24 protein-coding genes and 1 pseudogene are annotated in these 20954 nt (G+C 38.6%); all 25 read right to left on the reverse strand.

Translation table 11 applies throughout. The features are described 5' to 3' along the window. Positions 1-127: pseudogene (locus F606_RS20715) on the reverse strand (IS200/IS605 family transposase); the annotation flags it as partial. A gap of 182 nt (positions 128-309) precedes the next feature. Continuing rightward, positions 310-2019 carry a proline--tRNA ligase gene (locus F606_RS0106915; protein ID WP_019553154.1) on the reverse strand — a complete coding sequence of 570 codons (1710 nt, stop codon included), beginning with the start codon at positions 2017-2019 and terminating at the stop codon, positions 310-312. Then, complete coding sequence (ispG, locus tag F606_RS0106920) at positions 2019-3086, reverse strand: flavodoxin-dependent (E)-4-hydroxy-3-methylbut-2-enyl-diphosphate synthase (protein WP_019553155.1); 1068 nt, start codon at positions 3084-3086, stop codon at positions 2019-2021. Before ispG ends, F606_RS0106915 begins: the two co-directional genes overlap by 1 nt. 39 nt (positions 3087-3125) lie before the next feature. Beyond that, a complete protein-coding gene (gene rseP / locus F606_RS0106925; RefSeq protein ID WP_019553156.1) occupies positions 3126-4145 on the reverse strand; it encodes an RIP metalloprotease RseP in 1020 nt (339 codons plus the stop codon). Between the two features lie 26 nt (positions 4146-4171). Beyond that, positions 4172-5320, reverse strand: coding sequence for a 1-deoxy-D-xylulose-5-phosphate reductoisomerase (locus F606_RS0106930; protein WP_019553157.1), 1149 nt, complete (start codon positions 5318-5320; stop codon positions 4172-4174). Between the two features lie 12 nt (positions 5321-5332). After that, on the reverse strand, positions 5333-6160 hold the full coding sequence (locus F606_RS0106935) for a phosphatidate cytidylyltransferase (RefSeq protein ID WP_019553158.1): 828 nt from the start codon (positions 6158-6160) through the stop codon (positions 5333-5335). Positions 6161-6181: 21 nt separating this feature from the next. After that, entirely contained in the window at positions 6182-6958 is a 777-nt protein-coding gene (locus F606_RS0106940; RefSeq protein ID WP_019553159.1) for an undecaprenyl pyrophosphate synthase, read from the reverse strand. Between the two features lie 63 nt (positions 6959-7021). Continuing rightward, entirely contained in the window at positions 7022-7192 is a 171-nt protein-coding gene (locus F606_RS0106945; RefSeq protein ID WP_019553160.1) for a 4Fe-4S ferredoxin, read from the reverse strand. A 1-nt stretch (position 7193) separates the two neighbouring features. Continuing rightward, entirely contained in the window at positions 7194-7397 is a 204-nt protein-coding gene (locus F606_RS0106950) for a hypothetical protein (protein WP_019553161.1), read from the reverse strand. A gap of 4 nt (positions 7398-7401) precedes the next feature. Then, positions 7402-7959, reverse strand: a complete 558-nt coding sequence (gene frr, locus F606_RS0106955; protein ID WP_019553162.1) for a ribosome recycling factor — start codon at positions 7957-7959, stop codon at positions 7402-7404. Beyond that, entirely contained in the window at positions 7959-8699 is a 741-nt protein-coding gene (gene pyrH / locus F606_RS0106960; RefSeq protein ID WP_051083324.1) for a UMP kinase, read from the reverse strand. The genes frr and pyrH overlap by 1 nt, the downstream gene beginning before the upstream one ends. Positions 8700-8794: 95 nt before the next feature. Then, positions 8795-9445, reverse strand: a complete 651-nt coding sequence (gene tsf, locus F606_RS0106965; RefSeq protein ID WP_019553164.1) for a translation elongation factor Ts — start codon at positions 9443-9445, stop codon at positions 8795-8797. Positions 9446-9534: 89 nt separating this feature from the next. After that, positions 9535-10272, reverse strand: a complete 738-nt coding sequence (rpsB, locus tag F606_RS0106970; RefSeq protein WP_019553165.1) for a 30S ribosomal protein S2 — start codon at positions 10270-10272, stop codon at positions 9535-9537. Between the two features lie 295 nt (positions 10273-10567). Next, positions 10568-11104, reverse strand: coding sequence for a DUF6115 domain-containing protein (locus tag F606_RS0106975; RefSeq protein WP_019553166.1), 537 nt, complete (start codon positions 11102-11104; stop codon positions 10568-10570). Positions 11105-11131: 27 nt separating this feature from the next. After that, positions 11132-11473, reverse strand: a complete 342-nt coding sequence (locus F606_RS0106980) for a hypothetical protein (RefSeq protein WP_211210042.1) — start codon at positions 11471-11473, stop codon at positions 11132-11134. A 22-nt stretch (positions 11474-11495) separates the two neighbouring features. Continuing rightward, a complete protein-coding gene (locus F606_RS0106985; RefSeq protein ID WP_019553168.1) occupies positions 11496-13202 on the reverse strand; it encodes a flagellar assembly protein A in 1707 nt (568 codons plus the stop codon). 110 nt (positions 13203-13312) lie between these two features. After that, the gene (locus tag F606_RS0106990) at positions 13313-14074 is read right to left on the reverse strand and encodes a FliA/WhiG family RNA polymerase sigma factor (RefSeq protein WP_019553169.1); all 762 of its coding nucleotides are present in this window, start codon (positions 14072-14074) and stop codon (positions 13313-13315) included. Between the two features lie 22 nt (positions 14075-14096). After that, on the reverse strand, positions 14097-14468 hold the full coding sequence (locus tag F606_RS0106995) for a hypothetical protein (RefSeq protein ID WP_019553170.1): 372 nt from the start codon (positions 14466-14468) through the stop codon (positions 14097-14099). Between the two features lie 10 nt (positions 14469-14478). After that, a complete protein-coding gene (locus tag F606_RS0107000) occupies positions 14479-14964 on the reverse strand; it encodes a chemotaxis protein CheD (protein WP_019553171.1) in 486 nt (161 codons plus the stop codon). Between the two features lie 2 nt (positions 14965-14966). Then, on the reverse strand, positions 14967-15584 hold the full coding sequence (locus tag F606_RS0107005; protein WP_019553172.1) for a chemotaxis protein CheC: 618 nt from the start codon (positions 15582-15584) through the stop codon (positions 14967-14969). A 24-nt stretch (positions 15585-15608) separates the two neighbouring features. Beyond that, the gene (locus F606_RS0107010; protein WP_019553173.1) at positions 15609-16088 is read right to left on the reverse strand and encodes a chemotaxis protein CheW; all 480 of its coding nucleotides are present in this window, start codon (positions 16086-16088) and stop codon (positions 15609-15611) included. 19 nt (positions 16089-16107) lie between these two features. After that, entirely contained in the window at positions 16108-18192 is a 2085-nt protein-coding gene (locus F606_RS0107015) for a chemotaxis protein CheA (protein ID WP_019553174.1), read from the reverse strand. A 26-nt stretch (positions 18193-18218) separates the two neighbouring features. Further along, the gene (locus F606_RS0107020) at positions 18219-19313 is read right to left on the reverse strand and encodes a protein-glutamate methylesterase/protein-glutamine glutaminase (RefSeq protein ID WP_019553175.1); all 1095 of its coding nucleotides are present in this window, start codon (positions 19311-19313) and stop codon (positions 18219-18221) included. 13 nt (positions 19314-19326) lie between these two features. Next, entirely contained in the window at positions 19327-20004 is a 678-nt protein-coding gene (locus tag F606_RS0107025) for a flagellar brake protein (protein WP_019553176.1), read from the reverse strand. 40 nt (positions 20005-20044) lie between these two features. Further along, positions 20045-20950, reverse strand: a complete 906-nt coding sequence (locus F606_RS0107030; RefSeq protein WP_019553177.1) for a MinD/ParA family protein — start codon at positions 20948-20950, stop codon at positions 20045-20047. Between the last annotated feature and the right edge of the window lie 4 nt (positions 20951-20954).

Genomic DNA, 20954 nt, shown 5'->3' on the forward strand with positions numbered 1-20954 from the left:
ATATCCAACCAATATCTTTTTTCAGTTCTCCATAAATTTCCATCCGACGATATTTAGGCGCAAAAACAATATGATATTGACATCTCCACTTAGTATGTTCTAAACTTTGTATATCTTTATCTTGCATGATAAAGACCTCCCTGTTATTTTTTATGCGGTTGGCTAGACCTGCATTTATTGTAACAGGGATTTTTTTTCGACTAAAGTCAAAACCGTCGATTCCGCCGGCTAAGCCGGTGGTTTATTTCGAACAGTTAAATAAAATCAAAAAATACGGCTGGGAGACTTAAATCTCCCAGCCGTATTTTTTTATAGATTTCTCAACATACTCAAAACATTTTCGAGATAATCCACTTTCCCATATGTAAAGACTTCACCAGAACGCCTTATTTTTATCTCAATCGAATCTTCTTCAACAGATTTTGGTCCAACTGTAATGCGAATTGGATAACCAATAAGATCCGCATCTTTAAACTTTACACCAGCACGTTCTTTGCGATCATCCAAAACAACTTCCACTTTTGCCGCCTGAAGTTCTTGATATAAAGTTTCGGCAATACTAAACTGTTCCGTATTTTTTGCATTAACAGGTACAACTACCACTTGATATGGGGCAATCGCAGCTGGCCATACAATACCATACTCATCATTGTTCTGTTCGATCGCTGCAGCCATAGTACGACTTACACCGATACCATAACAGCCCATAACGAGGGGTTTTTCGCGACCATTTTCATCAAGGAATGTAGCTTTTAATGATTCACTATACTTCGTACCGAGTTTAAAAACCTGCCCGGCTTCTATGCCACGAGTCATTTTAACAGCTGCACCACAATGCGGACATGGGTCGCCTTCGCACATCAAACGAAGGTCAGTGACCAAACAGTCTGTAAAATCACGTTTTGGATTCATATTACAATAATGTTTATCAATTTGATTGGCTCCGCCAATGGCATTTGTCATTTCCATAACAGATAAATCAACAACAACTTTCGCATCTTTTGTAAGACCGATCGGGCTCATAAAACCAGGAACGCCGCCTACAGCCTTAATTGCTGTTTCATCGGCCATGCGAAGAGTCACGGCTCCCACTGCATTTTGAAGCTTAACATCATTAACATCATGATCGCCACGTACAAAAGCCAAAATCACTTCATCTTTTTCATTTTGAAATGCCACAGCCTTAATGCTTTGCGTGCTGTCCATCCCCATAAAGTTTGTCACAGCTTCAATCGTTTTCATGTCTGGCGTATCAACCAATTTCAAAGGAAGCTCCGCTGCGATATTTTCCTGCACACTAGCTTTTAATTCGGCTTTTTCCACATTCGCCGCATAATCACATTTCGAGCAATAAACAATTTCCGATTCACCTGAATCTGCAAGTACTGTAAATTCGTGGGTAAATCCACCACCGATAGATCCACCATCTGCTTCGACTGGTCGAAAAATCAACCCACAACGCGTAAAGATATTAGTATAGGCGTCATACATTTTTTTATAAGAAACATCTAACCCTGCTTCATCTTTATCAAAAGAATATAAGTCTTTCATAATAAATTCGCGCCCACGCATAAGTCCAAAGCGAGGCCGGATTTCATCACGATATTTATTTTGAATTTGATAGAGCATGAGTGGCAATTGACGATAAGAACGCACTTCATTTCGAATCAAAGACGTAATCATTTCTTCATGTGTTGGTCCAAGACAAAAACTGCGATCATGCCGATCTTTCAAACGAAACATTTCTTCACCAAAAATATCCCAACGCCCTGTTTCATGCCATAATTCAGCTGGTTGAATTATGGGCATCGACAGTTCCTGTCCACCAGCAACATCCATTTCTTCTCTGATAATCGTTTCAATTTTTCTAAGCACTCGCCAAGCAAGTGGCAAATAAGTATATACACCACCAGCTGCTTTTCGAATCATACCCGCCCTGAGCAAAAGCTGATGACTCATTACTTCCGCTTCAGCCGGCGTTTCGCGCAGCGTCGGCGCATAAAGTTGTGTTGTACGCATTAATTCTTGTCCTCCCCTAAAATGTCATCAATCTCTTTAAATAATTCTTCGACCAAAATAGCTTCTGGTACCTTACGAAGAATCTGCCCTTTTCTGAAAACAAGCCCTTCGCCTTTGCCTCCAGCAATGCCAACATCAGCATCACGAGCTTCGCCAGGGCCATTGACCACACAGCCCATAACAGCCACCTGAATAGGACGCTTGACATCACTGAGTTTTTTTTCAACCTGATTCGCAATTTCAGCTAAATTAATATTGCAACGTCCACAAGTCGGACACGAAATCAACGTTGGACCATATTCTTTCAACCCCAGTGATTTCAATATTTCATTCGCAACCTTAACTTCAACAACAGGGTCCCCCGTAAGTGAAATACGGAAAGTATCTCCTATGCCTTGTGTTAAAAGCGAACCAATTCCTACAGCTGATTTAATGACGCCGCTCTTTACTGTTCCTGCCTCCGTAATGCCCAAATGCAAAGGATAATCCACCGTTTGTGACATTAATTGATAGGCTGCAATCGTAAGTGGTACATCATGCGCTTTTAAAGAAATCTTCATATCATAAAAATCAAGTTTTTCCAATATACGTACATGCTGCATCGCGCTTTCCACCATTGCCTCTGGCGTAGCATGCCCATATTTTTCCAATAAAACCTTGTCAAGCGATCCTGCATTGACCCCAATACGGATTGGAATATGATGCTGCTTTGCTGCTTGTACAACAATCTTAACCTTCGTTTCATCACCGATGTTCCCAGGATTTAACCGTAATCCATCGATTCCTTGCTCTATAGCTTCCATTGCTAACCGATAATCAAAATGAATATCTGCCACAAGTGGTATATTTACCGCATTTTTAATATTTGCCAAATTTTTAGCTGCATCCATATCAGGAACTGCCAGCCGAACAATATCACACCCAGCAGCTTGCAAACTTTGGATCTGGGCTACGGTCGCCAAGGTGTCTGTCGTTTTTGTATTCGTCATCGACTGCACAGCGATTGGTGCACCCGCACCAATCTGTACGGAACCAATCTTAATTGCCCGTGTTTTTTTTCGTTCCATCTATTTATTCCCCACAATCAAATGCAAATTTCCCTATCCCTATCGAGTAATATCATTCAACGTTGCAAAAATCATCAAAGCCATTAATAAGGCAAACCCAATGATTTGGGCATACTGGATAGCTTTCGGCTGCAAGGGTTTACCACGCACGGCCTCTATCAGTAACGTAATAAAATGACCACCATCAAGAGCTGGAATTGGAAAAAGATTAATAATCCCCAAATTTATGCTTAAAAAAGCTGCAAATTGCAAAAGTGGAACAAAACCAATTTGTGCAACTTCACCTGCCATTTGTGCAACGCCAAGTGGTCCTGCTAAATCAGCCGCCGTCTTTCCCATAATGATCGAACCAAGTGTTTCAATCATTTTGTAAGTCACAAATCCAGTATTCTTAACAGCTAATACACCTGCTTCAAAAAATCCTGGCTGATATGTCGTAACTGAAGAAACAACACCGATCATAGCCCGTTTTGCAGTATCATCATATTCAGGAATTAAACTTGTTGCCAATTGATTTTCATCACGCTTAAAATCTATCTTTAAAACTTTTCCATCACTTACTTGCACGATCTCAACAAATTGCTGCCACGAATCTATAGCCTGATCATCAATTTTTAAAATACGATCACCCTGCTTAAGTCCAGCCTCTGCCGCTGGCTTATGTGCCATCACTTCACCTAATGTTGGATCAACGGATGGTGTATGAATTCCAGAAAAAAAATATATGCCAAAAAATAAAAGAATTGGCAAAATGAAATTCATTACAGATCCAGCCAATATTACAATCATTCTAGCCCAAACAGGTTTACTCGAATAAGAACGTTCATCAGGCTCGTCTTCTGGGTCCATACCAGCAATTTTATTAAATCCTCCTAGAGGAAAAACTCTAAGAGAATAACTTGTTTCACCATATTTTATGCCGACTAATTTCGGACCAAACCCAATTGCAAATTCATCTACACGCATACCAGTCATTTTTGCTGTAATAAAATGACCTAATTCATGAAATAAAACCAACAACCCAAAAACGAAAACTGCTGAAACAATTGTAAGCAGCATCTGCTCACCTCCACACTTTGTATTTTTTACTTACTAAATAAATCAGCTGCATAGGATCGAGCCCAGCTATCATTTTCATACAAGTCTTGTAATGTCGGATTCATTTTCACATGATGCGCCGTCATTGTTTTTTCAATTATATCATAAATCTGCAGAAAAGATATTGATTCCTTTAAAAATGCATCGACAGCAATTTCATTGGCAGCGTTAAATGCACACGGCATCGTTCCACCAATCCGACCAGCTTCATAAGCCATTTTCAATCCCAAAAATGTATCCATATCCGGTTTTGAAAAAGTTAAGTCCTTACAGTTCCAAAAATCGAGTTTAGGGAAGGTTGCGTCAATTCGCTGCGGATATGTCAAAGCATACTGAATAGGAAGTCTCATATCGGTTGATCCGAGCTGTGCCATAACAGTACCATCGATGTATTCAACCATTGAATGAACAATACTCTGCGGATGAACAACAACTTTGATTTGATTATAGTCAACACCATAAAGCCATTTTGCCTCAATCACTTCAAGTCCCTTATTGACAAGGGATGCTGAATCAATACTGATTTTCTTCCCCATAGACCATGTGGGATGGTTAAGACAGTCTTTTATTGAAACTGCCGCTAACTCCTTGCGTGTTTTACCACGAAATGGTCCTCCTGATGCTGTCAGTAGGATTTTATGAACCTGACGTCTATCCTCACCTTGCAAACATTGAAATATTGCACAGTGCTCACTGTCGACTGGTAAGATGGATACGCCCTTTTCTTTAGCAAGTTTCATTACCAGTTCACCAGCAACAACTAGTGTTTCCTTATTGGCTAAAGCAATATCTTTTCCAGCCTCAATAGCTGCAATCGTTGGTTCTAGTCCAGCAAAACCGACCATCGATGTAACGACGGTCTCCACGACTTCATAGGTTGCTGCCTCTAGCAGCCCCTCCTGCCCAGCCAAAATTTTTGTTTTTCCGACAAAACGTTTTTGCAAGCGTTTTGCTGCTTCCAGATCAACCAGCACGGCAAGTTCCGGTTCAAATTCTTTAATTTGTTGTTCAAGTAGTTGATCATTCGTATTTGCCGCTAATGTCATAACTTGAAACTTGTCACGGTTAGCTGCAACCACAGCAAGCGTTTGTGTACCAATAGATCCTGTTGACCCTAATATTGCTATTTTTTTCATTACGGATGCCCCTTAAAAAATCTTAAAGATTTGTACATAATAATAAACAAATGGAACTGTAAACATTATACTATCAAACCGATCTAATACGCCACCATGCCCTGGTAATATTTGTCCAGAATCTTTAATACCAGTGAACCGTTTAAAAGACGATTCTACCAAGTCGCCAACTGTAGCAACCAATGCAATCAAAACACCTAAGATCGCCATATGAATAAGTGAAAAATTAAACAACATGCCAAGCCCCATTAATGATAAAGATGTCCCTAAAACACCCCCAATAAAGCCTTCCACAGTTTTTCCGGGGCTGATCTGCGGACACAATTTTGTTTTTCCAAAAAGTGACCCCGCAAAAAAAGCAAACGTATCACTTGCCCACGTGCCAATAAATGCCAACCATATGAAAGAGCAACCTAATGATACATTCCCTAATGTACTATGTACGAAAACTTCCGAACCCGTAAAACGCAATAAGATTAAGTGTGAAAAAGATAAAGCAACATAACAAATTCCAGCAATGGAAATACAAGCCTCCTGTATCGTAAATTTGTCATGGTATAAAACAGCTTTACTTAAAATGAGCAAGGTAGCAAACATTATTACTGCCAATAATTCATCCGAATTCCCCTGCCAGGCACAGGCAAGCGTAAAGAAAACCGCCGCCATACCACCAAAATAAGTAAGTTTCATTCCCATATAGGAAAATGCCCGATAATATTCATGCCAAGCAGTCAATGCTAAAATCACAATAGCTGCACTAAAAACCCAATCACCAAAATTTATCACATACACGGCCATAATCATGCCAATGAGTCCGGTAATGATTCTTTTAACTAACAATACTCCACCTACTATGCTATATTATTTTTCTGACAAACCGCCAAATCTTCGATCACGATTCTGAAAATCAAGCACGGCTTGAAAAAAACAGTCTGGTGTAAAATCTGGCCAATTGACCTTTGTAAACCAAAACTCAGCATAAGCGGCCTGCCATAACAAAAAATTGCTCATTCGCAAGTCACCGCTGGTGCGAATCACTAAGTCAACAGGTACCTGTCCACCCGTATATAAATTATCATCAATTATTTCTTCTGTAATCTCAGTTATAGGTAACTTCTGATCAAGCACTTTTTGCGCTATTATTTTAACAGAACGCGTAATTTCATCGCGGCTGCCATAATTGACAGCAACATTAAATTGAACTCCTGTATTCGACTTGGTACGTGTCTGAGCATTTTCAATCTGATCATACAATGTAGTAGGTAATTCATCAAGTCTCCCCAAAAATTGTATTTTTACATTATCTTCATCCATTTCATTAATTTCGCGTTCTAGGTATTCCGCGAATAACGCCATTAAAAAATCAACTTCTTTATGAGGTCTCTTCCAGTTTTCTGTAGAAAAAGCATATACTGTTAGAACCTTCACATTCAACTTAATGGCCGCCTTCAAAATTTTTTTCAAAGTATCCACACCAGCTTTATGACCAAATGTACGCATGAGACCTTTATTTTGAGCCCATCTGCCATTTCCATCCATGATAATCGCTATATGAGCTGGTAGCCGCTTCTGATCAATTTGGTCATATAAATCTGTTGAAGTTTCTTTTTTTACGGTACCAAATATTTTTTTCCACATAACGTACCTCCAATTATAAAATATAAGAAACAAACCCCCTCTTCTAGCAAGAGGGGGCTTAAATCAAGGAGCTGAAATAGCACCTACCGGGCACACTGCTGCGCAAGCACCACATTCAACACAATCATCAGCTGAAATCTCATAACGAGAATCGCCTTCAGAAATAGCACCCACTGGACATGTTCCAGCACAAGAGCCACAAGAAATACATTCTTCACTTATTGTGTAAGCCATATTAAGACACCTCCTTTCGCATTTTTGCTGCAACAATAAACTGCCATGAGCCGTCTTCGAGTTCTTTTTGACGAACTACATACAAATTATCTTCATCAACCTTGAAAAAATCACGCGTAGGAAGTGTATTTTCAACTGTATATTGACAGTTTGCAGCTATTAATTCATTTTTTACAACCTCAAATCGGCGTCCCACAGCATTCATTTGGTTATACTTCCATGATTTCTGTTTCTTTAGCTGCACGTATTCGATCAATATCTTTAATGTATTGGTCTACCAATTTCTGCATATCTTCTTGAGCTTTTTTATTTTCATCTTCCGTGATTTCCTTGCTTTTTTCTAATTTTTTAATGGCTTCATTTGCATCACGGCGAATATTGCGAATAGCTATCTTAGCATCTTCGGCTTTTTTATTGACAGACTTCACTAAGTCTGCACGTCTTTCCTGTGTTAATTGCGGAATTGACAGGCGAATTGCCGTACCATCACTATTTGGATTAAGACCAAGATCCGACTTCATAATAGCCTTTTCGATATCATGCAGCAATGCTTTTTCCCACGGTTGAATCACAATCATTCTAGGCTCTGGTACGGACACATTAGCCACCTGATTTACTGGTGTAGGTGTACCATAATAATCAACCATAACACGATCCAATAACGCTGGTGTAGCACGTCCAGCACGAAGCGAACTATATTCACGCTTCAATGACTCCATCGACTTAGTCATACGATCAGTATGAGAAGCAAAAATTTCTTTTACCATTATGCTTTACCTCCTACTGTAGTACCAATATTCTCACCAAGTGCTACTTTTAAAATGTTTTTATGATCATCAATATTAAATACAACAATTGGTATATGGTTATCCATACATAAACTAGTTGCTGTTGAATCCATCACAGCAAGTCCACGCTGCAACACTTCAATATACTCCAAAGTATCAAATTTCTTCGCATCTGGATTATGATTTGGATCTGAATCATAAACTCCATCCGTATTTTTTTTCGCCATTAAAATTACATCAGCTTCGATTTCAGCGGCACGAAGAGCAGCTGTAGTATCTGTTGAAAAATATGGATTACCCGTTCCAGCTCCAAAAATAACAACTCTGCCTTTTTCCAAATGGCGAATTGCCTTACGTCTGATATAAGGTTCTGCAACCTGTCTCATTTCAATAGCACTTTGCACTCTGGTATCAACATTCAGTTTTTCTAAGGCATCCTGCAATGCCAGTGCATTCATAACCGTTGCAAGCATTCCCATATAATCAGCCGTAGCACGATCCATACCATTTGAGCTTCCAGCAAGACCACGCCAAATATTGCCACCGCCAACCACTGCTGCAACATCAATATTTTGCGCTCTAACAGCTTTTATTTGTAATGCAATTGATTCAACCACTGCTGGATTAATACCAAATCCTTGATCGCCGGCGAGAGACTCCCCACTTAATTTCAAAACCACACGTTTATACTTCGCTGTTTCCAAAGACAAAACCTCCATCCAGACTATGTACTACTTTGCTATAGTTCGACAAGAACATCAATATTCCTGTCATTATATATTTTTAAAAAAGAGAACACAAAGTGTTCTCTCTATTATTTAGCTGCAGCCATTACTTCGGCAGCAAAATCATCTGCTTTTTTCTCAATACCTTCGCCTAATTGATATCTGACGAATCTTCTAATGGAGATGTTTTCACCAACTTTAGCAATTTTAGCATTTACTAAAGCACTAATCGTCTGATCAGGGTCTTTAATAAAGCCTTGTTCCATTAAGCAAACTTCTTTATAATATTTTTCAATACGACCTTCAACCATTTTTTCAACGATTTTTTCTGGTTTACCTTCGTTCAACGCCTGTTCCCTTAACACAACACGTTCATGTTCGATATTGGCTTGATCAACTTCTTCACGACGAATGCAAAGTGGATTTGCCGCTGCAATCTGCATAGCAATATCACGCGCAAAGTCTTTAAATTCATCTGTGTTCGCGACAAAGTCAGTTTCACAATTGATTTCAACAAGAACACCAATTCTTCCACCAGCATGAATATACGAAATAACCGTACCTTCAGCTGCGACACGACTTGCCTTTTTAGCCGCCGCTGCTAACCCTTTTTCACGTAAGAAATCAACTGCTTTATCTCTATCACCATCGGTTTGAGTCAACGCTTTTTTACAATCCATCATACCTGCGCCAGTAAGTTCACGCAGCTCTTTTACCATTGCAGCTGTAATATTTGCCATATGAATCCTCCTATTGACTAAAGGAATGGTAAGGGAAAAAGATCCCTTACCATTCTTTACTTATTTAAAATTATCCAATAAATTATAATTTATTCAGCAGTTTTTTCTGCGATAGCTTTTTCTGCTTCTTCTGCTTCGCCAGCTTCACCTTGACGACCTTCAATAACTGCATCAGCCATTCTAGCCGTAAGAAGTTTCACTGCACGAATTGCATCATCATTACCAGGAATTACATAATCGATTTCATCAGGATCACAATTTGTATCCACGATGCCAACAATTGGAATACCTAATTTTTTAGCTTCTGCTACAGCAATTCTTTCTTTACGTGGATCTACGATAAACAAAGCTCCAGGAAGCTTGCTCATAGTTTTGATACCACCCAAAAACTTCTGTAATTTTTCCATTTCATGACGAAGAGCCAAAACTTCTTTTTTCGTCAAAACTTCAAATGTACCGTCTTCTTCCATTGCTTCCAATTGTTTCAAACGAGTAATACGTTTTTGGATTGTCTGGAAGTTTGTGAGCATTCCGCCCAACCATCTTTCATTAACAAAATACATATCAGCTTTGAGAGCTTCGTCTTTTACAGCTTCTTGCGCCTGTTTTTTCGTACCTACGAAAAGAACAGTTTCGCCTGCTTCAGCGACAGAACGAAGAAAATTATAAGCTTCATCCACTTTTTTAACTGTTTTCTGTAAATCGATAATATAGATACCATTACGTTCTGTAAAGATATACGGAGCCATCTTAGGGTTCCATCTTCTTGTCTGATGTCCGAAATGGACACCTGCTTCCAATAATTGTTTCATTGAAATAACTGCCATATTGGTGCACCTCCTGTTTTTTATTCCTCCGCATTTCTCATCGTTTGTTTTCACCATAATAGGCACAGTACAAACATCCAAACGCGTGCGTTTTTTACACCGTTTTAAATTATATCATACTTGTTTTATGATTACAATGATTTTTTAAGTGGCCATTCGATTAGATCTGCTATTGCTCCTGATCGATAAAAAATAAAGATTAAAATAGAACCCAAATTCATACAACAAAATAAGCCGCACAAATGCATCCACAATTTGAAACGGCTAAGCAATACTATGTAATATTTTTCTATAGTTAGACTTTTTTTTGCAATTTATACATTTCTCTAATCAAATTAATTGCACCTTTACCAATTCCAGTTTTTTTTGCAATCAATTCAATCGACTCACCCTGTTCCAGCATTTCAAATACTATTTTATTTGTTTTAGAAACTTTCAATTTAACTTGTTTAGGAAAGACTTCTTGTACCGAATCTTCTGCAATCGTTTCACCATCGCGTGTGCTTTCTTGCAAAACTTCTTCAAAACTCTTCGTTTGATTTTCTATCGGCTGTGTAGCTGTCATGTTTTGCTGAGAGTCCAAGACCTTGAGTTTTTGATCCAATTGAATTATTTTATCATCCGCTGCCTGAATCAAAAACTCCAAACGATCAATTTGACTGCCAATTCGCTCAATAATTTGATCAGCAGTCTCTTCAAACTGTTGCTGCATCTGAGTCGCGGCCGTCCCAAAATCATTTTTTTCTAATTGTTTATTAAAAAACTGACGACGAATAATAACGACAATCATCACACCGATGATAATCAAAAAACCTATCCATTCTGTAAACATAGTACACCTCTGTTAAATCTAAGACTATTACAATTTTATATCAATTTTGCGACCACGAAATGTGTCGATTGCTAAGGGAATATTTTCCTCGTCTTCCGCTGAGTCACTGAGGGTTTTTGCTTGTTTTTGGCTATTTTGTCCTTGTCTTTTTTGATGTTCTTCGTCTTCTTTAATTTTGCCGCCTTCAGCTTTGTCGCGTGATTGAACCTGCATTTGTTTTAAATTTGCTTCCTGCTTTGTTTGCAACATTCCCATGTCCTGCTGCACACCTTCCTGACGATCCCTATTATGCTGAATTTGGGCAGCATCTGTTGTTTTTGGAACAACAATTTGTAAATTCATCGGCGTGATATTCATTTTTTTCACCATCCAAAAAATTTAATTTTTAAAATCAATAAGCACCGGTCTTAATCGTCGCATCTTCTTCATCTACATAAAACACGCAGTGCTGGGCTTCGTTTTGAATATTTTTCACCAAAGATCCCATGACCAGTTTTGCCCCAGGATAAATTTTATCCAAAATCCTGATTTTTCCGCTTTTCATAACTTCAAAAGCATTTTGCATCGTAACAAGTTCCTCTTCGTACCGCTGCAATTTTCCTGCCAAAGGAAATTGTGACTGAATCAATTGTGCCAATTTTTCTTTTTTATCTTGTGACAATTTACTCTTATCGACTTGCTGCATAACAGCTAGAGCTTTTTGCACTTTATCCAGTTGTTTTTTTGTATTGCTTATATCTATTTTAACTTTTTGGTATTTCTCCCTTAGCATAGGGTTCACACCGACTTCTAATTTGGTGGCAGTATTCATAGGATTCCCTACACATTTTGCCCTAATTTCTTCACCAGCAGCAATAGAACCGCCATTAATCAGGCCCCGATGCTCTTCTACAAAAATTTTTCCACCAGCACTTAGGTTTGAGTGTAATATTACATCGCCAATATGAATATCTCTTCCAGCAATCATTTTTGCATTTTCGGCAAATGTAGCCCGAATATCTTCCTGCGCTGTTATAACCCCGCGATTCATTCCTTGAACTCCACCAAATACAGTAATATTTTTAGCTTCTACATTTCCACCACTAATCGTGCCGCGAATTTCAACATCACCATCAGCACGAACTGCAAAACCGGCTTGTACACTACCTTTAATAAGCACACTACCATTAAAATCAATATTGCCTGTTGATAAATCTACGTCGCCTTTAACTTCAATTGTCGGATCTACCATGATTTTATTACCAGTTTCCACAAGCTGCCCGTCTAAATCAGCCACAATGATATTTTCATCTACAATTTTTGTGTTTTTCCCATTTGGCAGTGGTTTTGGTTTACCGGATTTTGCTGGAACCACCCCTCCCAGAATATCCATTCCCGGAATACCGTGTGTATGGGGAATTCGTTCAGCCAAAACATCTCCCTTTTTAACAACAATAAACCAGTGCAAATTTTTATAATCAACCCGGCTGTATTCCAGATCAGATGGTTTACCGCGGTCTGCCATATTATTTTTCTTTTTAATCACAGCATCGATGCCATTAACTGGTGGATTTCCTACCGCTACAATTGCATCGGTTAGAGTTCCCTGCACAAGCTGATTAAGTGCCTCCATCTTTATGCCAAAAACAATACCAGCCTTTTGGATTAGTTCCAGTAGCATATTTTTATCTGGTTTCTTTGAATTTTCTTTCATTTCAATACGCATAGAAGCTTCCATTTTATTCTTGCTGATATCAAGCTTGACTTGTGAGTCTGCAAAATCTTCTTTTTCTGCTGCAACAATAGCTTCAGGAAGATTCAACTCTTGGCCAGTTGTTTCACGGATCATTTTGATGAGCATCTGCTCATCAAAATGATCCGCTATTTTAACTGGCAAACTCAAAGCCTCACGAATCGTCTTTGTCAACAATTCTATTTCATAAACTTTAACACCATATGCTTTTAATAATTTTTGAATATCTGTAAGCTCAAACAAAATCTGTGTATCCGAGTATGGATACACTGTGAAAAATACACCCATTGGAAAAAATTCAAATAAATAACCCTTCTCTTTGCCACCAACGGAAGCCATCGGCAAATTCATATTTTTCTCGTCCATGAGGATAACCTCCTTTTTAACCTTTTACGCATTAGTAAAATTATTCTTTTGTATATTTTGTTGTTCTTATAAATATACATACTAAGAGTATAGCAATCCAGCTGCTCTTATTATAATAAACTAGATTTTATCCTAGATAAATATCCACGTAAACGAAAAACCGCCTTCGTATGAAGCTGCGATATACGTGCCTCAGACAATTTTAAAATTAAACTAATTTCTTTCAATGTTAATTCCTCATAATAATATAAAGAAATTACTAATTTTTCTTTTTCTGGCAGTTTTTCAATAGCCGTTGCTAAACATTGCTGCATTTCTTTATATTCAATGTTTTCAGAAGGGCTAGGAATTCCATTAGAAATTGATTCAAACTGAGCGTATTCCTCTAAAGGAATGACTGTTGCAATATTCAAGTTACTTAATAAATTACTCAAATCAGCGACAGTTATTTCCAATGAACTTGCAATTTCTTGATCGTTTGCTGCCCGGCCTAATTTTGCTTCCAAACTACTGACTGTTTGTTCGTATTTTCGTATTTTTTGACGAAGCGATACCGGCATCCAGTCTTTTGACCGAAGATAATCCAATATAGATCCTCGAATCCTTACGCCTGCATACGTTTCGAATTTATTGCCCCGTACCGGATCATAACGTTCAATTGCATCCAGCAAGCCAAAAAATCCACTACTAATCAAGTCGTCGCGATCTACATGCGACGGTAAGTTAATAGCAATACGACCGGCAATTGTATTTACCAAAGACAAATAATTTTCTACTAACTTTTCCCGAATTTCAGGGCTTCTATTTTTTTGGTAAGCATTCCATAAGAGATCTATATCTACAGCAATTTTTTTTGCATTTGATCCCAACATAAACTATACCTCCACTTACCAATTATCCTCGCGGTGTTGAAACTTGATCTAAATCCTCTTTGGTCAAGGGGGCAAATTCATTGACCGTATCTGTATCCAAAACAGCTTCACTTACTACTTCTTCTGAATTAACCAAATTTTGCTGAATGGAGGCATCACTATTTTCTACTTGAGCATCTTGCTGCTGCCCCTGGTTTTTTTTGAAAAAATAAGGGACAACATACAGTATAAGAAACGATTCCACAAGATACCATAAAACCCCAATAAGAAAAAATGTGATCGCAGTACGATACAATATAACTTCGATTCTAGCCTGATGCAAAATCCCCATAAATATTACGATCAAGGCCGTAACGGAAGCAAGACCCACAGCAAGCCATATTTTAAACACCATGATCACCTGCTTAAATTTCTTTTTCACCTTTATCAATTGTTTTAATTCGATACACACCCGTGTCTAATTGGAGCTCAACAGTTCGTCCATAGTTACCGCCAGTATCATCGGCTATGATTCGAATATTTAAGTCTTTCAATACAACTTTCACTGCTTGTGAATTTCGTTCTCCCACACGCATAATATCCGTCGCATTCGCAAATTTAAACATTTGCGAGCCACCGGCAATTTTAGCTATCACCCGAGAGCGCACAGCGCCTAAGGCTATAATTTCCTTAAGCATTAATGGTATTCCAGTATCAGCAAATTTAGCTGGATTTTCATTGGATCGTGCCTGTGTACTATCTGGAAGCATGATATGCAAAAGTCCTCCGACTTTCATGGCTGGATCATATAGCGTAACACCTACACATGACCCCAGTCCATAACTAATGAGCGATGCTGGCGCGCGTCCAACTTTATAATCAGCCATCCCTACCCGTATCAATTCTGACATATTTATTTCACTCCTACCGCGCCCAAAATCGTATCTAATGATCCAGGGTCAGGGACCAAGAAAAAATGCCCTTTTATGCCATCATCTTCTGATAAGAATTCAGTTTCAATAACCAGTGCATGATCTCCCATTTGTCCAAGCTGTACTAATACAACACTCAAAATAGCCCCAGCCATATCCATTGCCAATGCAGGAATTGATGGTAAAAGCGTCAACTTCGTAAAATGTGATAACGCGTTTAAATACGCTCCCGCCAAAATATTCCCGATTTCCATCAAAGCAGATTCATCCATAAAATCCAAAGTTTTGGTAACGCCGCGTTCTTTTCCCATCAGCGTATCGACTAAATAAAATGCACTATCCTTGGGAAGCAAAAAAAGAACGCTTCCTGGTGCTTTCCCATATACTCTTAAAAAAACACCTACGACCATAGCATCAGCGCCACCGACAACATCCGGCACATCCCCAAGTGGTAATATAGCCACTTTAGGCACATTCATATCAATCTTACGATTGATAATTTGGGACAGCGCAGTGGCCGAATTACCGGCCCCTACATTGCCAATTTCCCTGAGTGCATCCAATTGCATCGCTGATAATTTCAATACATCCTCTGACACTATTGACACCTCATTTATTTCATCCTATTTTGATTCTCCAGTCAATCCAACAATCTCATTCAAGTTCAACATGATTACCAACCGATTATCAAGATTACCGACACCACTAATAAATTTACCATTTTCTTTACTATCTGAGCTATCACTGACTGTTTTTGGTGCATCAATATGATCTATGCCAATCGTCAACACTTCTGTAACCGCATCAACAATCATCCCAATGGAAATTTCTTCAACTTTAACAATAATAATTCGCGTATCTTCAGAATAGTCCCCTTCGGGCAGACCCAAGCGTTTTTTTAGATCAATAACTGGCAAAACACTGCCGCGTAAATTCATGACGCCTTTAAAAAAGTCAGGCGTGAATGGAACACGGGTTATATCAGTCAATCGTTTGATTTCCTGTACATTTAAAATACTTACACCATATTCTTCACGTTTTAACTTAAACGCAACCATCTGGATTTCCTGATTCACAGAATCTGTTTTTTCCATTTTTTCCATAATAGCATCCCTCCTCAACTTATTGCATTAAAGTTCCAACATCCAGAATCAATGCAACTTGTCCGTTGCCTAAAACAGTTGCACCCGAAATCACTTTGAGACCTGATAAAAGCTTACCTAAAGTCTTAATAACAATTTCTTGCTGCCCAATCAGATTGTCGACAATAATCCCTGATTTACGTTCACCCATATGAACAACAACAACAAATAAATCTTCTCCGGATTTTTCTTGTGTCTGAGGAACATTTAATACATTATCCAGCCGAACAATCGGGATGATTTGACCACGCAGCAAAATAACTTCCTTATTTTGTACCGTCTTAATATCATCTGGCGTAATGTTAATCGTACTATCAATAGAGCCAAGTGGAATCGCATAAATTTCTTCTTGTACTTTGACCAGCAGTGCTTGGATGATTGCTAGTGTCAATGGTAATTTTATTTTGAAAATACTGCCTTCGTCAATTTTTGTTTCAACATCAATTAAACCACCCAAAGCTTCAATTTTGCTTCTAACAACATCCATACCGACACCACGGCCTGATACATCAGTAACAACATCCGCCGTTGAAAAACCTGCTAAAAATACAAGCCGTACAGCTTCTGCATCATCCATAGCATCCGCATCTTCTTGTGTAATCAACCCTTTTTCAGCAGCTTTATTTTTAATGACTGTTGGATTAATCCCTTTACCATCATCCGTTACCATTATAATAACATTATTGCCTTCATGACGTGCAACTAACCCAACTTCACCAACTTTTGGTTTACCTTTCGCTTGACGGTCTTCCGGATGTTCAACACCATGATCGAGCGAATTACGAATCAAATGAACCAGCGGATCGCCAATTTCATCGATAACAGTCCGATCCAGCTCAGTCTCTTCTCCCTCAATTGTCAAATTAATTTCTTTATTTAATTCCTTAGCCAAATCACGAACCATCCGAGGAAAACGATTAAAGACCTGACCTACTGGAACCATCCGAACTTTCATAACAACGGACTGCAAATCTGTCGTAACACGATCCATTTGTTCAATTGTTTCTACCAATTCCGTTATACGATGTGTATTACCAATTTGTTCCAGTCTGGTTTTATTGATTACCAGTTCTCCAACTAAATTCATTAAGGAGTCAAGTTTATCAATATCTACCCGTACGGATTGTCCACTTTTTAATTTTTTATCATGAGCTCCATTATTAGAAGAATTTGCTGTCACCTTTTTTTCAGTTGATTTTTCGACCGTTTTCGCAGCCAACTTTTCGGGTGTCGGAACAGCAGTAACGGCTTTATCGACGGAATCTATCGCTGTGGATGAATTAACTTCGATAATTTCCGTAGCAACAGTTTCAATTTCGGAAATAGATAATAAGATATCTTCAATTTTTTTTGTCTCCATGCCAGTTAAAAAGACAATATCAAAGCTATGCTCAAATTTTTCTTGTTCAAGATCATCAGCTGGGGGAACCGATTTAACGACTTCGCCCACTTCATCCAGCGCATTCATGACCATATAAGCTCTGGCAGATTTCAAAAGACAGCTTTCTGCTAAAGTAACTGTAATATGGACTGCCTGTAGACCAGATATATGTGCACTGTTAATCACAGCAAGATCCGTTGTATTTAAACTGATCGTATTTTGATTGCTTGTAGTTTGTGCTAAGACCGAAGCTGCAAATGCAGCTGAATCAGCTGGTGATACAGTTGCTGCTTTAGGAGCTGCTTCTCCATTGGCTATTGCATTTAATTTGTTAACCAAAGTAGACACATCAACTTTACCATTTTCTCCACCAGCAACATTTTCAATCATTTGTTCCAGCGTATCCACACATTTAAAAATAGTATCTACAATATCTTCATCGGCTTTCAACTGCTCTTTACGAAGCAAATCCAAAACATTTTCCATCTCATGAGTCAGCTCTGCAATTTCAGTAAAACCCATAGTAGCCGACATACCTTTAATTGTATGAGCACTACGAAAGATTTCATTTAAAACCGCTGCATCCTCAGGGTTATGCTCGAGCTCAAGCAGACAGTCATTCAGTGATTGTAAATGTTCACGAGACTCTTCCAAAAACATTTCCATGTACTGATTTGTGTCCATTTCTATTCCCCCTATTTTCTACTTCATTATTTTTTCACTACATTGACTAACACATCAGCAATTTGGTCCACTGGTAATACCTGATCCGCTATACCAAGTTCAACAACAGCTTTTGGCATCCCATAGACTACAGACGTTGTTTCATCTTCAGCGATTATATAACCGCCAGTCGATTTTATCTTAGTCATACCTTTGGCACCATCTGATCCCATCCCTGTCAAAATAACCGATACAACCCGATTGCCAAGTTTCGCAACAGAATCAAACAAAATGTCTACAGCCGGTCTATGACTAGATAGTGGTGGGTTTTGATTTAAAGCAATAACCCTTGACCTGCCTTGCAGTTCAACGGTCATGTGATAATTCCCCGGTGCTATATAAACTTTTCCCGGAGCAACGACATCATTATGTTCTGCCTCTTTCACTTCGACATCTGAAAGTGAATTAAGCCGCTCTGCTAAAGATTTTGTAAAACCAGCCGGCATATGCTGGACAATCACTACCCCGCAAGGTAAATCACGAGGTAATTTTGTAATAACCTGCTGCAAAGCTCTTGGTCCTCCTGTAGAAGTACCAATGGCAATTATTTTTTCACCATCCAATCCATTAACACCCTTTTTAAATATATTTACATCAACCGGAAATTTAGTATAAGTTGGATTTGGTGGTTTTAGTACAGCAGCTGGAGGATACAAACGTAAGCTGCTTGCTTGCAAATAATTTCTTACATTTGCCGTCACTGCAGCTCTGCATTTTTCTAAAATCTCAGTTTGAATCTTTGTTATACTCGAAATTGGTCCGGAAACTTTCTCTATAAAATCAACGGCTCCAAGTGACAGAGCTTTAATTGTTGCATCAGTCCCTGTCTTCGTTAAGCTGCTAATCATAACAACTGGAATTCGGCACTCTTTCATCAATATTTCAAGGGCTTCCAATCCATCCATTATCGGCATATTAACATCCATCGTAACTAAATCAGGTTTAAGTTCACGAATCTTTTCAATTGCTTCTTTACCATTGCGAGCTGTATCTATAACCATAAAATCCTTTTGCTGTGTGAATAAATCCGACAATAACTTCCTCATAAAAGCCGAATCATCCGCAATTATCATTTTAATCATTTGCTCACCCCATTTACTCGCTTATACCTTTTGCAATCATTTCTCGTTGTTTTTGAAAAATAAAGCGAATCAAACTCAACTGCGTTTTTTTTGGCAATGATATGAACTTACTGGCTATCCAAAAAACAGGTTCATCAAAACGTGGTTTTTCCGAACGTACCACTTCGCAGCAAGCTTGGACAGAGCCTACAATAGGCAAATCTTCCGTTTTAATCAAGACTTTTGTTCCCTGCGAAATATGGCGATTCATAAAAAATCGAATTCCATTGCCACTAACATCGATACTCTTTGTACGATATGGGGGCATCCAGTCACCACTTTCAACATCTTCCACCTGAACTTGCAGGGGAAAAGTTATCGGAATCCTGACAAATTCTCTCGTTTGATGTTTTTCAATTTTTTGCGGCATAGAAACAATCCATACGGGAATCGGCTCAGATGCTTTATCCTGATATACAGTATTAAATTTATACATACTGTATTTTGCTGCAACACGTCCTGAGATGGAAGTTCCAGCAAGAGGAATAATGGGTCGCCGCTTTTCGTCCATTGGCATTGCTAAAATTAAATGTTTTTCATCCAAATCTTCAATTCTGCTTACATAGGACATTTCCGCATCACCCACAAACAAATCCACTTTTTTGCCAATGAGCAATACCTGATTTAATTTAATTTTATCATTTTCACCCACAAGTAAAGACCTCCAAAATACATCTTATTTGCTAGTACTTCTAGCGGGGAAAAACAATAAATTTTTGTAAAAAATTTTTCCAGCCTCTAGCAATTGTTATGGTCCCGCCATGAAGTAAACTAATGGCAATCGCCCTAATACATTTCGCTGCAAGGGTATTAGGATAAGAAATCATCAGCGGATTTTGCCTCTTGACTGCATTCATCATGTTTCGATCTTCGTAAATTTCCCCTAAAACTTCAACCTCTAAATTAAGAAATCGTCTTGCTGTTTTCACAAGTTTTAGTATCACATCTTTCCCTTCGTATTCATCATACACACGGTTTACAACCAATTTTATATTCCGCTGAGCAGCGTAAATACTATAGGCTTTCATGACTGCATATGCATCCGTCATAGCTGTAGGTTCTGGTGTTGTTACCAAAACAACCTCATCCGCTGCCACCAGAAAATCAAGAACGTTATGACCCAGTCCAGCACCGGTATCCACTAAAATGATATCAGCAAATTTATCACAGTCATATAATTTCCCCATTATTTTTTTTCGATCTGTTTCGGACAAATTAGTCAGTTGCTCAATACCGGACCCACCTGAAATAAAATTAACACCATATGGACCCGCCGATAAAACATCCCGTATTGTGATATCATCACGAAGCAGATGCATTAAATTATATTTGGCGGCTGCCCCCAGTACAACATCCACATTTGCCATACCAAGATCAGCGTCAATAATTAAAACTTTTTTTCCTATCATCGATAATGAAATCGCTAGATTGACCGTTAAATTGGTTTTACCAACACCGCCTTTGCCACTTGTAACAGCGATAATCCTTGTCTTTTGATCGTTTAAATTCAGCTCTGGAATATTTTCAAAAATAGCCTGCTGATTAAAAGACTGTTTACTCTCCACTAATTTTCTGAGCATTGCTGCCTGATCATGCATGCAG

Source organism: Propionispira raffinosivorans DSM 20765, assembly GCF_000381065.1.
Taxonomy (GTDB): Bacteria; Bacillota; Negativicutes; order Selenomonadales; family Selenomonadaceae; genus Propionispira; species Propionispira raffinosivorans.